Source organism: Sulfuricurvum sp. (assembly GCF_028710345.1).
Lineage (GTDB): Bacteria > Campylobacterota > Campylobacteria > Campylobacterales > Sulfurimonadaceae > Sulfuricurvum.
Genome location: NZ_JAQTUH010000016.1, coordinates 1 through 14815, shown reverse-complemented (window position 1 = coordinate 14815; position 14815 = coordinate 1). Strand labels below are relative to the sequence as shown.

The 14815-nt window shown below is 38.7% G+C and carries 15 protein-coding genes; 12 read left to right on the top strand and 3 right to left on the bottom strand.

What is annotated here, in order from left to right; translation table 11 throughout:
* Positions 1–124: 124 nt before the first annotated feature.
* Positions 125–1387, bottom strand: a complete 1263-nt coding sequence (gene murA, locus PHC76_RS13385; protein WP_300210463.1) for a UDP-N-acetylglucosamine 1-carboxyvinyltransferase — start codon at positions 1385–1387, stop codon at positions 125–127.
* Positions 1388–1470: 83 nt separating this feature from the next.
* Between murA and PHC76_RS13380 the strand changes: the two genes are divergently transcribed.
* The 11 genes from PHC76_RS13380 to PHC76_RS13330 all read left to right on the top strand — a co-directional run bounded on the left by PHC76_RS13380 (position 1471) and on the right by PHC76_RS13330 (position 10482).
* Positions 1471–1914 (top strand): hypothetical protein, encoded by a 444-nt coding sequence (locus PHC76_RS13380; protein WP_299973793.1) that lies wholly within the window; start codon positions 1471–1473, stop codon positions 1912–1914.
* Positions 1908–2609 (top strand): exonuclease domain-containing protein, encoded by a 702-nt coding sequence (locus tag PHC76_RS13375; RefSeq protein ID WP_300210462.1) that lies wholly within the window; start codon positions 1908–1910, stop codon positions 2607–2609. Before PHC76_RS13380 ends, PHC76_RS13375 begins: the two co-directional genes overlap by 7 nt.
* A gap of 99 nt (positions 2610–2708) precedes the next feature.
* A complete protein-coding gene (locus tag PHC76_RS13370; protein WP_300210460.1) occupies positions 2709–4655 on the top strand; it encodes a diguanylate cyclase in 1947 nt (648 codons plus the stop codon).
* Between the two features lie 82 nt (positions 4656–4737).
* A complete protein-coding gene (locus PHC76_RS13365) occupies positions 4738–5124 on the top strand; it encodes a hypothetical protein (protein WP_300210459.1) in 387 nt (128 codons plus the stop codon).
* The gene (rsmD, locus tag PHC76_RS13360) at positions 5114–5701 is read left to right on the top strand and encodes a 16S rRNA (guanine(966)-N(2))-methyltransferase RsmD (RefSeq protein WP_300210457.1); all 588 of its coding nucleotides are present in this window, start codon (positions 5114–5116) and stop codon (positions 5699–5701) included. Before PHC76_RS13365 ends, rsmD begins: the two co-directional genes overlap by 11 nt.
* 47 nt (positions 5702–5748) lie before the next feature.
* Positions 5749–6795 carry a flagellar basal body P-ring protein FlgI gene (locus tag PHC76_RS13355; protein WP_300210455.1) on the top strand — a complete coding sequence of 349 codons (1047 nt, stop codon included), beginning with the start codon at positions 5749–5751 and terminating at the stop codon, positions 6793–6795.
* Complete coding sequence (locus PHC76_RS13350; protein WP_300210453.1) at positions 6795–7082, top strand: rod-binding protein; 288 nt, start codon at positions 6795–6797, stop codon at positions 7080–7082. Before PHC76_RS13355 ends, PHC76_RS13350 begins: the two co-directional genes overlap by 1 nt.
* Before the next feature lie 65 nt (positions 7083–7147).
* A complete protein-coding gene (locus PHC76_RS13345; RefSeq protein ID WP_300210452.1) occupies positions 7148–7354 on the top strand; it encodes a flagellar biosynthesis anti-sigma factor FlgM in 207 nt (68 codons plus the stop codon).
* A gap of 35 nt (positions 7355–7389) precedes the next feature.
* The gene (locus PHC76_RS13340) at positions 7390–7818 is read left to right on the top strand and encodes a hypothetical protein (protein ID WP_300210450.1); all 429 of its coding nucleotides are present in this window, start codon (positions 7390–7392) and stop codon (positions 7816–7818) included.
* A gap of 1 nt (position 7819) precedes the next feature.
* Positions 7820–9688 carry a flagellar hook-associated protein FlgK gene (flgK, locus tag PHC76_RS13335; RefSeq protein ID WP_299973767.1) on the top strand — a complete coding sequence of 623 codons (1869 nt, stop codon included), beginning with the start codon at positions 7820–7822 and terminating at the stop codon, positions 9686–9688.
* Positions 9688–10482, top strand: coding sequence for an ABC transporter permease (locus PHC76_RS13330; RefSeq protein ID WP_299973764.1), 795 nt, complete (start codon positions 9688–9690; stop codon positions 10480–10482). Before flgK ends, PHC76_RS13330 begins: the two co-directional genes overlap by 1 nt.
* A gap of 3 nt (positions 10483–10485) precedes the next feature.
* Here the strand turns inward: PHC76_RS13330 and PHC76_RS13325 are convergent, their stop codons facing one another.
* Together PHC76_RS13325 and PHC76_RS13320 are read right to left on the bottom strand one after the other, a co-directional pair.
* Positions 10486–11019, bottom strand: coding sequence for a hypothetical protein (locus PHC76_RS13325; RefSeq protein WP_299973762.1), 534 nt, complete (start codon positions 11017–11019; stop codon positions 10486–10488).
* Positions 11016–13088 (bottom strand): TonB-dependent siderophore receptor, encoded by a 2073-nt coding sequence (locus tag PHC76_RS13320; protein ID WP_299973759.1) that lies wholly within the window; start codon positions 13086–13088, stop codon positions 11016–11018. Before PHC76_RS13320 ends, PHC76_RS13325 begins: the two co-directional genes overlap by 4 nt.
* A 208-nt stretch (positions 13089–13296) precedes the next feature.
* Between PHC76_RS13320 and PHC76_RS13315 the strand changes: the two genes are divergently transcribed.
* Positions 13297–14815 (top strand): diguanylate cyclase (locus tag PHC76_RS13315; protein ID WP_300210448.1); only part of this gene is annotated, 1519 nt, incomplete at its 3' end.

Here is a 14815-nt window from a genome sequence, read left to right as displayed (position 1 = left end):
TCGGAATGTTTTTTGCTTTTAAAAAGTCATGAAGAGATTATTACGGAAATTATTTGGTCGACGAAGTGTTCGCTCGTGTGACTTTTACATCACCAATTTACGATTTCATAGCGGAGAGTAGTAACTACTCTTTTAGGCGCTCTATTTTTGCCCCTAACGCTTGAAGTTTTTGCTCTAAATTTTCGTATCCGCGATCGAGATGATAGATACGATGGACATTTGTAGTTCCCTCTGCTGCCATAGCTGCTAGAACTAATGCACTCGAAGCCCGTAGGTCAGTTGCCATTACATCCGCACCAAAGAGCGGTGTGCCCCCAAATACAGTAGCCGTATGCCCGTTAAGTTTGATATCTGCCCCTAAACGTTGCAATTCACTGACGTGCATAAAACGGTTCTCAAATAATCGCTCTTCAATAATACTCGCCCCCTCAGCCAATGTTGCCAAAGCTAAAAACTGTGCTTGCATATCGGTAGGAAAAGCGGGGTATTCTTGGGTGACGAGTTCTACGTGTTTAAGCTTTGTCGCAGGGTGAATGGTCATGGTAGTGTCGGTAGTATCGATTTTGCACCCCATTTGCTCCAGTTTTGCCGTAACAGCATCGAGATGATCAGCACGTACTTTATCGAGTGTAATAGTTGAACCGGTAATCGCACCCGCACATAGATACGTTCCTGCTTCGATACGATCGGGGATCACTTCAAAATCAACCATATCGATGGTTTTTCCACCCGTTCCGATAATGGTAAGTTCGCTTGTACCAATCCCTTTGATGTCAATACCGCTATCGCGGAGGATTTCACATAGTTGTACTACTTCGGGCTCTTTGGCGCAGTTGACCAAAACGGTTTTACCGTGTGCGAGAGCAGCTGCCATAACGACGTTTGCAGTACCTGTAACGGTGATTTTATCGAAAATGATATGTGCACCTTTAAGCCCTTCAGGGGCTACTGCATGAACGTATCCCGCGTGGATAGTGATGGTTGCTCCCATCGCTTCCATCGCTTTGAGGTGCAGATCAATAGGACGTTGACCGATAGCACATCCGCCCGGCAGAGAGACTTCACAGTGACCGAAACGGGCGAGTAAAGGTCCTAGTACGAGAATAGAAGCACGCATGGTCTTAACGATGTCGTAGTTAGCCATTGTATGGTTAACCGTAGAGGTATCAATGGTAAGGAGGTGATTTTCGAGGGTGTAGGTTGCACCGAGATTCCCCAATAGTTTGAGAAGGGTTTTTATGTCGGCTACTTCGGGAGTATTAGACATTTTGAGTTGGTTGTGTGCCAATAAAGTGAGTGTGATAAGAGGTAAAGCTGCATTTTTAGCCCCCGATATAGTGACCGTTCCGCTAAGTTTTGTAGGGCCTTGAATTTGTAAGTAGTCCATTAAAATTCCCAAAGTAAAAAAGTATACAATTATAGGGCAAAGTAGGTTAAAGTGGTATAATTTAGAAAAAATTAGGAGAGCCCATGAGTTCAGCATTAGATCGTCTCAAAAATCTGACTGCTCAAATCTCCAGTTATGAATTAGAGCGTAAAAATAATCTCAAAACACTTGAAGAGCTTTATCATAAATTAGACATTACCCATAAAATCGCTCATTTTGATGATCTCTTTGAACTCAAAGCGATCAATCTTTCGGGAATTTCGTTAGGTGATGAGGATTTAGGGGCAATCAAAGAAGGAAAATACGCGCAAATTATCGGGATACTCTATGATAGCAGTGCAAAGGTCAAGAATAAAAATATCTCATTAGCTTATTATGGACGTGCCGAAAAAGTGGAGTATGAACTCAAAAAAGATATTATCTCTTTTATTTTAGCGTGGCGATTTGAGAAGAGTTTTCGTACCCTAGAGCACTATCATAACCTCATGGGAACTCTAAAAAATCTACCGCACGAGAATGTATGTTAGTTTTTATCGACACTGAAACAACAGGACTAGAAACGACTGATCGTATCTGCTCAGTTGCTATTATCGGTGATGAACTAACCCATTACGAAGTGATTAATCCGGGTAAAAAAATCCCTCCGAGTGCGAGTGCAATCCATCATATCACTAACGAAATGGTAAAAGAAGCTCCAATATTTAACCATTCACGCAGTTTTGCACTTTTAGAAGAGTTAAATAGCCATACAAATATTTTAGTAAGCCATAATGCCCCATTTGATCTCTCAATGCTACAAAAAGAGGGAATTACATGGCAGGGGAGTGTTATTGATACCCTCAAATGCTCAAAAGCGTTGATGGATGATTTGGAGGGGTATAGTTTACAATTTTTGCGGTATGAATGCCGTTTGTATCGTCAGGAGAAAGGGTATTTTGTGAATCGTGGTGTCACACTTACCCCTCACCATTCTCTTAGCGATGCACTGCATACCAAAATGATGTTTGAGTATCTGCTTGATTTGGCATCGATAGATGAGTTGATTGAAATGTCTCAAAAACGTCTATTGCTCAACCGTTTGCCGTTTGGAAAATACGCGAAAAAACGGATTGAAGAGATTGCTACCAAAGACCCAAGTTATCTGAAATGGATGGTGGAGAGTTTGATGGATATGGATGAAGATTTACGTTATAGTTGTCATTATTACTTAAACAAGGTGTAATTTATTTCGTTAAGATTTTTTTGAGATTTTTTTGTGACCATCTATCGTTATGATGCTTGTAGTTAATTTTTTAAATTGACTACAAGGGCGGAATTGCTCATGAAAAGCCTTAAATCATGTTTACTTGATACGTTCGCAAGTAACAAGATTGAATACACGCCATACTATCTCATTGCTCTGCTATCTATAAATATGTTGATTGTTGCGATCGTATCCATCGGATTACTCTACAACACTGGACTTGAGCGGCAAAAAAATCGACTTATGGATCTTGTAGAGACTCAAAGCGTTATGATCGATATAGTTGCTCGACAGGCTTATATGGGTCATGATTTACACCCAACAGATATGCAAATGCGATCGGTTGCAGCAAATTTTATCCGACAAATCAATAAAACTTTTCCTCTCTATGGTGCTATTGGAAACACTGGAGAATTCACACTGGGTGAACGTAATAATGGCTCTATCGGATTTATTATGAAACAACGCTATTTTGATGAAAAAAAACAGGTAAATATACCGTGGAATTCCTCTTTTGCCGAACCGATGCGTCGGGCCCTTAGTGGAAAAAGTGGAGTTGATGTGATGTTGGATTATCGAGGGGCTTCTGTTCTTGCTGCTTATAAGCCGATTCCTGATTTGGGGTGGGGCCTTGTTGCGAAAATAGATTTGGATGAAATTCGAGCCCCCTATATTAAAGCTGCAACTTATGCATTCCTTTTTACATCATTACTAGCAGTCATAAGTAGTATCATCTTTTGGTTTTTTGTTAATCCTCTTGTTCGTGAGATTGATGACTCCCGTCAATTCAACCGTTTACTTATCTCCAAGTCATCTACAGGATTAGTATTATGCACGATAGATGGAGAAATTATTGATGCAAACTATACATTTCTAAAAATTGTAGGTCGAACGCTTGAAGAAATTTTAGCTTTCAATTATTTTGATTTGCTTGATGAAAAATATGTCGATAATGAAAAAAAGCAGATAAAGCGTCTCATAGAGACAGGTACGCTTCCCACATGTGAAAGTTGCTATATTAACAGTAACAGTGAACGGATTCCGATTAAGCTTTCCGGTGAGCTGGTAATGATGAAAAAGATTCACTATATATGGTTGAGTGTTGAAGACATACGTGATTTTAAAAAGAGAGAAGCAGAATTACTTCTTTCTGCTGTTGTTTTTGAAAATTCACAGGAGGCTATTTTTATCACGGATGCTAAGAAAAATATTATTAAAGTTAATGAAGCGTTTAGCAATGTGACAGGTTTCACATTAGATGAAGCGGTTGGAAGAACTCCAAATTTTCTCAAATCAGGGCGACATGATCATTCGTTTTATGAAAAGATGTTTGATGAAATTGCCAAAACAGGAAAATGGCATGGAGAAATATGGAATAAACGTAAAGATGCTTCTATTTATCCATCATTGCAAAGTATTAATGCTGTTTATGATGAAAATAATAAGTTGATCCGTTATGTTTCTATCCTGACTGATATTAGTATGCAAAAAGCGTATGAACAACAGCTTTATGATAATGCTCATACCGATACCTTAACAGGATTAGCAAATCGCCTTTACTTCGAGCAAAAATTCGATCAAATACTTCTTCGTGCACACTATACGCAGCAAAAATTTGCCTTATTCTTTATTGATCTTAACCGGTTTAAAGAGGTGAATGATACGATGGGACATGATATTGGGGATGTTTTATTACAAACAGTTGCCAATGCTTTAAAAGAAGGGGTAAGATCAGAAGATATCGTTGCACGGTTAGGGGGAGATGAATTTGTGGTGATTCTTGAAACCATTTCAAATAGCTATGAAGCGATTCAAATTGCTCAACATCTGATGGAAAAAGCACACAAAGTTGTCCAAATAGAGGAATACACTCTCCAGCCTTCACTCAGTATCGGTATCGCTATGTATCCTGATCACGGTACTGAGAGATCAGAATTACTTAAAAGTGCTGATGAAGCTATGTATTACGCCAAGCACAATACAGAGGAGCATTACCATATATTTTCACTCAATGAAAATTCGTAGAATACTTACGTGACCAATAATCTATGCTAAAATACCGACAATAATTAATATAGTGTATTCAAACTAATGGAGGGTGAGCATAGTGAAAGTAGCTATTCAATGTGATTCGCCATTATTGCAACGCTCATTGGAGCTATTTTTAGAGGGGCATTTAAGCTCACGGCGTCAGTGTGACATTATTATTCGTGATAAAGCTATTATCGATGATGAATACCCGACACTTTATATCTCTTCCGATGCTACTGCCGATTTGGTAAAACCATTTTCAAAAGCGCAGTTGTTCGAAGCGTTACATCTCTCTCTCCAGAAGGCACAAGGATTGGGATCTTCAGCAATAGAAGAAGATATTACAGAAAAACTGGGTGATAATCGTGTCGGATTTGAGATTTTAGAGCACCATATCGAAAAACTAACCCGCGAATACCAAGCGAATATCCTCAAAGCAGTACGGGCGTTTTATGAAAAATGATTCTGTGTTAACCAAAAAAATTGTTGCCGGAAAGTACAAAGGGAAAAGTTTAAAACTCCCCTCCAAAGAGACTACTCGCAGTTCTAAAATGATTGTGGTCGAATCGTTTTTTAATACCATTCAGTTTGATGTAATTGACTCAGTAATGGTGGAAGTTTTTTCGGGGAGCGGTTCTATCGGGCTTGAAGCACTGAGCCGTGGGGCTAAGAAGATCATTTTTATGGAGAGGGACCGTGATGCGATTAAAGCGTTACGCTCTAATATAGCCCAAACCGATCCAAGTGCCTGTGAAGTTTACGAGGGAGACAGTTTCTCGACTATTTCACAAGTAAAAAAACGGCTTGAAACACTTGGGGAGAGTGCTTTTATCTATGTCGATCCTCCATTTTCAATCCGTGAGGGGATGGAAGCAATTTATGATAAAACCATAGCTCTAATCGCATCATTGCCTCTAAGCCTTACGAAACTCATCATTATCGAGCATATGAGTACGCTTGAACTTCCTGAAACGATAGGGGAATACAGCCGCATTAAATTTAAAAAATTCGGAAAAACGTCACTCACTTACTACGCGTAAAACGTGGAATAATCTTTGCTTTATCCTTTGTATTCCAAAGGATTTTGATGAAGAAAATAACTCTTTTTTTACTATTACTTAGCTCTTTACACGCAACACGGATTAGTGAAGTAGCCAATGTTATAGGGGTTCGTGATAACCAAATCATCGGATACTCTCTCGTTGTCGGTTTGAAAAAAACGGGTGATGGCACTACCTCTAAATTTACTCTCCAATCGATTGCCAATATGCTCAAAGCGATGAATATCGATATGCTTCCAACCGACATTAAATCGAAAAACGTTGCTGCAGTTGTGGTAACGGCTAAATTCGCCCCATTTGCCCGTCAAGGTGATGCGTTTGATGTAACTGTATCGTCTATCGGTGATGCTAAATCGTTAGAGGGTGGGACGCTTCTCATGACACCGCTTAAAGGGGTGGATGGTAAAATCTATGCCTTAGCGCAAGGGGCTATTACGATTGGCGGTAAAAATGAAAAAGGTGCGGGGGCAGAATCTCATCCGACAGTAGGGATGGTGTATGGAGGTGGATTGGTTGAACGTGAAATAGCGCAAGACTTAGCACACCAAGAGAGCTTTACCCTTTCTCTTAAAACGTCTAATTTCGCGAATGCCGCAGCGATACAAAATACTATCAATGCAAAATACGATGAGAATACATCTCGTGCTATTGATGCGCGTACCATTACGATTAATCGTCCGAAAAATAAAAGCATGGTTGCTTTTATCGCAGAAGTGGAGAACCTTTCATTTAATTTTAGCCAAGAACAAAAAATTATTATTAATGAGCGTACGGGAACTATCATTGCGGGTGTTGATATTGAAATCAAGCCGGTTGTGGTCACACAAGGTGAGATTACAGTGAAGATTTTAGCTCAAGAGGGTGTGTCTAAACCTAACGGAAGTGTCCAAATGGATAAAAATTTGGTGATAGGGCTCAATGAAAATGAGGTTTATACCCAAAAAGGGACAACTACGGTAGCCAATATAGCCCGTTCACTTCAAAAGCTAGGTGCAAGTCCGAAAGCGATGATCTCTATTTTTCAAGCAATGAAAAGTGCAGGTGCTATCTCGTGTGATTTAGAGGTAATCTAATGGAAATAGCAAATGTAAATTATCAAAAAGCAGTTCCAACCATCGGGACAAAAGAGGGGGATAAAGCGCTTCATGAAAAAACCGATCAATTTGAATCCATCATTATCAAAATGATGTTGGATGAGGCAATGAAAGATGAAAAAAATGTTTTTACCAGTTCCAACGATCCGGGTGATAAAATTTTTAAATCGATGTATCGAGAAGAGCTTTCAAATGCCAGTGCGGGAGGATTTGGATTTTCACAAATGTTGTTTGAACATTTGAGTCAAAAAGCCGAAAAACACTAAAGTTTTTTTGTTTTTGGTCGATACTCTATGTATCACGATCATAAACAAAATAATAAGGAATCACGATGATTTCAAGTATTAACGGCTCCCTCATTAAAGGGGCATATCAGGATGGATCTCTAAAGCTTAAAGAGCAAGAGAAGTCTGTTCAACAGGTGCAGAAGCAAGGTGACACAAGTCGAATCGATGAGCTCAAAGCCTCTATCGAAAACGGCAGCTATCGTGTCGATATTGAATCGTTAGCCAAGAGGATCGCTCAAGAGCTGACGTAATATAGATGCAGTAAATGCATGGTTAGGAGTTTATGATGTTATCGTTCCAATTAGACAATGCTATCAAAGATCTCGATAAATTGATTCATCTTTCATTAGAAGATATTGATGATATTAAAGAAGCAAAGCATAATCCTCAGTTTGATCGTCTTGCACTCAAAGAAGAAAAAATCAAAAGTTTTGAACATAAAAAAGCGATGATAGATCATGAGATTTCTAAATTGATGACATTGGAGCCGACAAAACCTCTTGCGGAACTTTTGGGTGACGAAGAGCATAAACAATTGGAAAATCTAAAAAATCATCTCTCGAAATTGCGAGAAGTCAACCAACAATACGCAAAAATGGTGCTGAGTGTAGGGGCATTTTATAACTCATTGTTAGAAAAAATTCTCCCTACACAAATGCAAGGGTATAACTCTGTTATCTCAAAAGAGGCTTCATTTTTGGAAGTGAGAGTATAAGATGGGATCTATTTTTAGTGCATTACATATTGGCTATAGTGGCTTAAATGCGGCGCAAATCGGCATCGATACAACAGGACACAATATCTCCAATGCTGATACAGAAGGATACACGCGACAACGTGTTGTCACTTCAGAAGCAATGCCCCTTAGTATTGTTCCAGGTCAGCAAGGTAATGGGACACAAGTAACTGAAATTGCTCGTGTTTTTGATCAATTTGTTTATAACCGATATGCAACAAGTGCTCAAAACCAATCCTATTCTGATGCAATGACTAAAAACTTAAAAGAGCTTTCTACCTATTTTCCTGATATTCAGAATGTTGGGATTAAAGCCGATTTGCAAAGCTATTTTGATTCATGGCAGTCTCTTGCATCCAATCCTGATAATTCTTCTATAAAAGTAGCTTTAGCGCAACAAACACAAACATTAACACAACATATTGCTCAAACTCGTACACAAATCTCTGATTTACAAAATTCGTTAGATGGTCAAATTAAAACCAACATTGATGAAGTAAACCGAATAGGGGAGCAAATTGCCAGTATTAATAAAGCAATTTCACTGGCAGAGAGTGATGGGGTGAGTAATGCCAATGATTTGCGTGATCAACGTGGTGTATTGGAAATGTCTCTAACAAAGCTTGTTGGTGCCACTATAACTTCTGATAAGATTATGAGTAATATGGGTGCTGATAGTAATATTGCTGAAAAAAATGGAAATTATTTGATCCAAGTAGGCGGTTATAATATTGTTGATGGCGCAACATACCATCCTATCGGGATGGATAGCAGTAATAATGCTGGTAAGTTTAATGATATTTATTATGAACGTCAAGATGGGGTCCGTTTTCCTTTGGCTGATTCAATTAAAGGTGGTCAGGTAGGGGCGTTATTGGCATTAAGAGGAAGTACGATCAATTCTCAAGGTTCTTTTGATAATGGAATTTTACAAGAGACAATAAATTCATTGGATATTTTTGCAAAAGGGCTCATTGAATCAACCAACAATCTCTATGCGCAAAGTGCTACTGATACAATGCAGTCTAATCCACTGACATTTGGATCAGATCAAACACTTTTGAGTACAGGTGAAAATTTTAAAGTCGGTACATTTGATTTTATAGTGTATGATAGTAGTGGAAAAGAAATGGGGCGACGCAGTATCACTGTAGATGCTTCGACGGTAATGGATAACTCAGGAGCATTTTTAAGCGATGGTGTGACCCCAAATAGTATTGTTGAACAACTTAAAATACAAAAAGATGATAACAAAGACAATAATGGACTAAACGATATTAACAATATAGTGAGTACCTCTTTTGTCTCTTCTAATAATGTTTTAGGTCTTTCTCTCTCCAGTGCATATTCCACTTCAGGTTATACGTTTGCTATTCAAGATAATGGGACAAATTTTGCCGGCGTAACAGGTATGAGCCGATTTTTTGATGGGTATAATTCTGGAGATATCTCCCTTAATAGTAGTTTGAAAAATAACCCTACCAATATTACAGCGTACAAATCTCCTGCTGCCGGAGATAACCAAACTGCATTGGATATGGTAAATCTTCAGTTTAATTCTATGGATTTTAATGAAGGTAGCAATAAAACAACTTCCGATACTCTGTATGGTTTTTATGATGTCGTTGCAACACGAGTTGGTACGCAGACAAATGCAGCGATTACTGCAAACCAGTCGATAACCGCTCAATTTAATGCTATAAAACAAGAGTATGATTCTATTACTAAAGTAAATATTGATGAAGAGATGGCAAATTTGATCCGTTATCAAACCTCTTACGGTGCTGCTGCTAAGGTAATAACCACTATCGATCAAATGATGACGACCCTTTTAGGAATCAAGGCGTAATGTTTTATATGAGTACCGCCCTTTTGGTCGGTGTCATCTTTTTTTCATTTTTTGGCTCCTACTTCTATACTATTGATCCATCGTATTTAGACAAAACATCTATCTTGCTTCCACCATCATCGTTCCATTGGCTTGGCACCGATAGACTTGGTCGTGATATGCTTGCCCGTTTAATGCAAGGTGGTGAAGTTTCTTTAATTATTGGCTTTGCAAGCGCATTTATATCAACTATAATCGGATTAGTTTATGGTATCAGTGCTGCATTATTGCGAGGTGGATTTGATAAAATATTTATTATCATTGTCGATCTTTTTTTGACATTCCCGACACTTTTTTTACTTTTAACATTAGTGAGCTATGTTAATGCTTCTGTCTGGGTATTAATATTGATTATATCAATAACTGGGTGGATGGGAACGGCACGTTTAATCCGATCTGAAAGTTTTGCAATTGGTTCTAAACCGTTTATCCGAATTCTCCATATTGCTCACGTACACCCTTTAAAAATAATGTTCAAATATTATGCTCCATTACTCGCCCCTATTGTTTTAGTGAGTTTTACATTCGGTGTAGGGGGGGCGATTTTGGCGGAATCAGGTCTCTCATTTTTAGGGCTTGGGATTAGCGCACCGCAGATGAGTTGGGGGAGTATCCTCAGTGGCGGTAAAGAGGTGATAGATATTGCTTGGTGGGTAAGTTTTTTTCCTGGCTTGATGATTTTTATTGTCACCTTTGCCTTAATGAATATTTCTAATACATTACAAGCGAAGATGAACCAAAAAGAGCTACACTAAGTGTTAAATGATTCTAGCTATTTCAAGCAAACTATCGGGAAATGAAAATCGGTTTTCACGAAGTGCTTTTGAATTGATTAAGATAACAGGAGCTCGCTCCATTTGTATTGAGAGCAAAAGACCGTCATCTCCAAGTTTATCCGCATCGTAAAGGGCTGTTAATGCCCCTGATGACCCAACGGCATTATGAACTTTTTTGAGCTGAGACAAACTTGCTTTTAGGGCATAGATAAGATGGTAAGAGTTTGATGCATCGAGTTTATCAAATGGTAATACCGTCACGATTAATGGATGTCCGTTGACATTACCATTAAATTTAGTCATCAAAATTTTAGAACACGATTCCGCAGTTTCTTCATCCCCATATTCATAAGCAATTAAAATTTTAAGTGGAGATTTATTATGAGAAACGAGATTTTTATCGAGCATAGCAATTTTTGGGAGTAAAGAGAGATGCGTATTAAGTAAAAATGGATCATACGATGCACTCCAAGCCAATGTGTTTACAAAAAGTAATAGTGATAGTATGTATTTCAAAATGTTCCCCTTAAAGTAATTAAATAAGTACGTCCGAGCGCGGGATAATCATCGTTATAAGTCCCTTTTGGACTTGGATAAAACTCAGTTTCATTGAATATATTTTTGAGAGTCAACTGGATTTCACTGTGAAGGCGAGGGAGTTTATATCCGATAGAGGTATCGACTATAGCGATGGATTTCATCTCATCTCTTGTGTCACCTACAGCTCTGGGTGTGGCACTTTGCCATCGTCCGGCGACTGAAGCATACCAGTTCTCATTGAAACTTTGAGTGATAAATCCTCGCGCTGTATCAGTCGGAGCATTAGGTAGTGTCACCCCGTTACCGTCTTCGGCCCAAATATGGGTGTATGCTGTGTAAAAAGAGGTGTCATCATAGCGTTTACGCCACTCTGCTTCAAAACCTTGAATGAGGCTTTCTGATCCGTTCACATATTCATAACGTCTTGCGGGTGCGTTGTATTGGAGATAGATTTGGTCATTATTGTCGAGGCGGAAAAGATTGAGTGAAATGGTATGATCCGTTTCAAATTTATGGATGTATTGGGTCTCATACGCTATGACGGTTTCAGGATGCAGATCGGGATTGCCCCAGCGTGCGCTATTATTGAGGGTAAACATCTCTTGCCAAGAGGGATTCCTATGTGCACGGGAGATTGAAAACTTGAGCAAATTATTCGGATCGAGTGTGTAAACGGCCGCAAAACGTGGATCGATTTGTGTTGCCAACCCATTACGATGATCGAGTGTAAGGGAAGCGTAACCGATCAAATTTGTACTAAGCGCACGCTCATAGGTGATGTACGCCGTTTGATTATTGATAGAGCCGTTAGGGTTGAAAAATGGGAGTGACGTTGAGTAATCGGTTAATCCGGTTCCGCTGTTTCTATCGGTTGTGATTGTTTTCTCAGAGCTGACACTGCTCCATGATCCGTGTAGTCCTACTGTGACATCTCCGCCGTATACAGAGCCTGAGAGCGTATTATTGACCTGATAGGTTCGGATAAAAGCTTCATGGATACCATAAAAACCGTCATTAAAAGTGACAACGGGAAAATATGTTATAGGTTTTGGTAATACCAGTCCCACAGGACCTAATAATTGATGGCTTGTGAAGCTATCTTGGGTCGTTGCCGCTTGTATGGTTCCTGCAAAATCTCCCGCAGTATAGTGGGCTCCGACACCTATGTGCCATTGATCGACGTTGTAGTGATCTCCATCAGAGGCAAGAGCATAGTTGATTCCACCCTCTGAACCATGTTGATAGGTGGAGAACCGTCCATCGGCGAAAAAAGCCCCTTTGCTGATAGTAGCCGATGCCATAGTTGCATCGGTAGATGATGGGGCATTGCCTGATCGAGAAAGAGGGCGGTTGTTGATACCTAGGCTATCATAACTTAAGATGCCGTTACTCATACCGTCTTTTCCATATGAGAGGGAGAGATCATCGTGTACAGTATAGATATCTGCCGCAAACGAAAAATCGTCATCTTTCATCACATATGAACCGCCGATTTTGCCGGTGCGGTTGTTTCCTACTGAGGTAAACCATCGGCCGCTATCGCCGGTGGACATTTCAGATTTATAGGTTGTGATGATGATTGAGCCTGCATAGCCATTGTGACCGTTACTATAGCTGCCCGGACCACGGACAACTTCAATCCGTTTAATCATATCGATCGGCATACTTAGATAAGCGGTATAGCCATCAAAGAAGAGGTCATTAACCTCGATACCATCGACGATAAGTTTACTTTGGCCGTAAGCTACCGGATTGGAACCTCGAAAGACGGGGTTGAAAAGGGATAGATTGTCACTGGCGATATTGACACCCGCGACTAAACTAAGAGCCTCTTTCAGCGATGATGCTCCGGCGCGGGAGAGCTCTTCGCCGTCAAACACACTCATAACGTAGGGGAGATAATCGATATTGGCTCGTTGATCTTTGGCGGTTTGTGCGATAGAATTTATATCGTCTGTTAGTATTGTAAGAAGATTTGTCTTTGCTTCAGTAGCAAAAAGTGAAAAAGGGACCAATAAAAGAGCAAGGGAAAAACGGGTTATCATTAGTCTTCTTTCATGAAAGGAGGATGGTATTTGGCTATTGAATAAATAATCAAAAATTCCTTAAGTATAAAGATAATCAATAAGTGATTAATGAGTGCTGAAAATACAAATCTATAGGGTTATTTCAATATTTATTAGGATAGAATTACCCAAAATATTGAATGTGCATTCAGAAAAATAATTAATTTATGTAGTACAAGGTTCTTTAATGTTAAATCCTTCAAAACTACGGCTCTCCTATAAAATTGTTGTGTCGTTGATTTTAATTTTTCTTTTAGTTTTTATGTCACTTGGTGTCGTTGTTAGTATTGTTTTTGAAAATACTATATTGGTTTCGGAAAAACAAAAAGCGAATTTATTATTACGAACCATAGAAAAACCATTGCAAATTGCTATTTATTTAAAATTAAATGACCAAATTAAACAAAAGGTTGCCCCAGCAATTTCAGTAGAAGATGTTACTGAACTTCAAGTATATGACGTAGTTGGAAAGTCGTTATTTCATTATATAAGTAGTAATGAAAAAATATCATCTCGACATGAAGCAGTAAAAGTCACACATACTATTATTGATCCTTTAAGTGGAAATTCTATGGCATCTGTTATGTTAAAGTACAGTGATTTGGCTTATGATGAGACGCGTCAATCTATCCAAACAATGGTTTATGGAGTAGGGGCAAGTATTTTGGTGATTTTTTTTGTGGCAGTATGGTGGGTGCGCTATCTACTCTCACCATTAACTAAAATTGCTAAAAAAGTGCGCTTTTATAAACCCGGAGATCAAATGGATTTTGAAGAAGACGGAAGTGTTGAGATTGAACAGATTGTGACGGCGTTTAATGTGATGCAAAATACAACTCAAGCTTATCTCGAACAAATTGAAGCGATGAATACCTCATTGGAAATCACTGTCCAAGAAAAAACGCATGAGTTAGAAAATCAATATTATCTTGATCGACTTACCGGATTGCCAAATCGGTACAGATTACAGGAAAAATTGGTACAAAATGAGATAACTGCTTTGGCTGTTGTTAATATTGATGATTTTAGAGAGGTAAATGATTTTTTTGGTATTACTATTGGAGATGAGATATTAATACAAATTGGAAATTGGCTTAATAATCTTTCAACTACATGTTATCGTTTGGGCGGAGATGAATTTGCTTTGACTTTTACTCATACTATTTCTCAAAGTGAATTGGAACATCGTTTGATAACGTTGATGAAACTTTTAGAAGAAAAAACGTTTATGGTCAACGAAGAAAGTCTCAATATTAGGGTAACTATCGGAGTCGCAATGGGGAGTGAAAAAGCATTAACACGTTCTGATATCGCACTTCATTATGCCAAAGAAAATAGAAAACAGATTGCTTTTTATAATGAAGATGAGGGGGTAGAAGAACATTACCGTACGAACTTGAAAATGGCATCGAATGTTCGCAGAGCACTTTTTGAACGCCGTATTATTTGTTATTATCAACCCATTGCAGACTTAGAGACAGGAAAAATTGTTAAATATGAGACATTAGTCCGAATGATTGATGAGGATGGGAATATTATTTTACCAATGGAATTCCTACCTATCGCTAAACAAACCAAGCTTTATCCTCAAATTACATTGGAAGTTATTTATCAAGCGTGTACCCTTTTCGCCACACGTGAAGAAGAATTTTCGATTAATTTGTCAGATAGTGATATTCGTAACCCTCATGCCGTGAGTGAAATTA

Excerpts from the sequence above, each read along its gene's own strand:
- murA (WP_300210463.1), bottom strand. The coding sequence starts at position 1,387 with ATGGACTACTTACAAATTCAAGGCCCTACAAAACTTAGCGGAACGGTC.
- PHC76_RS13380 (WP_299973793.1), top strand. The coding sequence starts at position 1,471 with ATGAGTTCAGCATTAGATCGTCTCAAAAATCTGACTGCTCAAATCTCC.
- PHC76_RS13375 (WP_300210462.1), top strand. The coding sequence starts at position 1,908 with ATGTTAGTTTTTATCGACACTGAAACAACAGGACTAGAAACGACTGAT.
- PHC76_RS13370 (WP_300210460.1), top strand. The coding sequence starts at position 2,709 with ATGAAAAGCCTTAAATCATGTTTACTTGATACGTTCGCAAGTAACAAG.
- rsmD (WP_300210457.1), top strand. The coding sequence starts at position 5,114 with ATGAAAAATGATTCTGTGTTAACCAAAAAAATTGTTGCCGGAAAGTAC.
- PHC76_RS13355 (WP_300210455.1), top strand. The coding sequence starts at position 5,749 with ATGAAGAAAATAACTCTTTTTTTACTATTACTTAGCTCTTTACACGCA.
- PHC76_RS13350 (WP_300210453.1), top strand. The coding sequence starts at position 6,795 with ATGGAAATAGCAAATGTAAATTATCAAAAAGCAGTTCCAACCATCGGG.
- PHC76_RS13345 (WP_300210452.1), top strand. The coding sequence starts at position 7,148 with ATGATTTCAAGTATTAACGGCTCCCTCATTAAAGGGGCATATCAGGAT.
- PHC76_RS13340 (WP_300210450.1), top strand. The coding sequence starts at position 7,390 with ATGTTATCGTTCCAATTAGACAATGCTATCAAAGATCTCGATAAATTG.
- flgK (WP_299973767.1), top strand. The coding sequence starts at position 7,820 with ATGGGATCTATTTTTAGTGCATTACATATTGGCTATAGTGGCTTAAAT.
- PHC76_RS13330 (WP_299973764.1), top strand. The coding sequence starts at position 9,688 with ATGTTTTATATGAGTACCGCCCTTTTGGTCGGTGTCATCTTTTTTTCA.
- PHC76_RS13320 (WP_299973759.1), bottom strand. The coding sequence starts at position 13,088 with ATGATAACCCGTTTTTCCCTTGCTCTTTTATTGGTCCCTTTTTCACTT.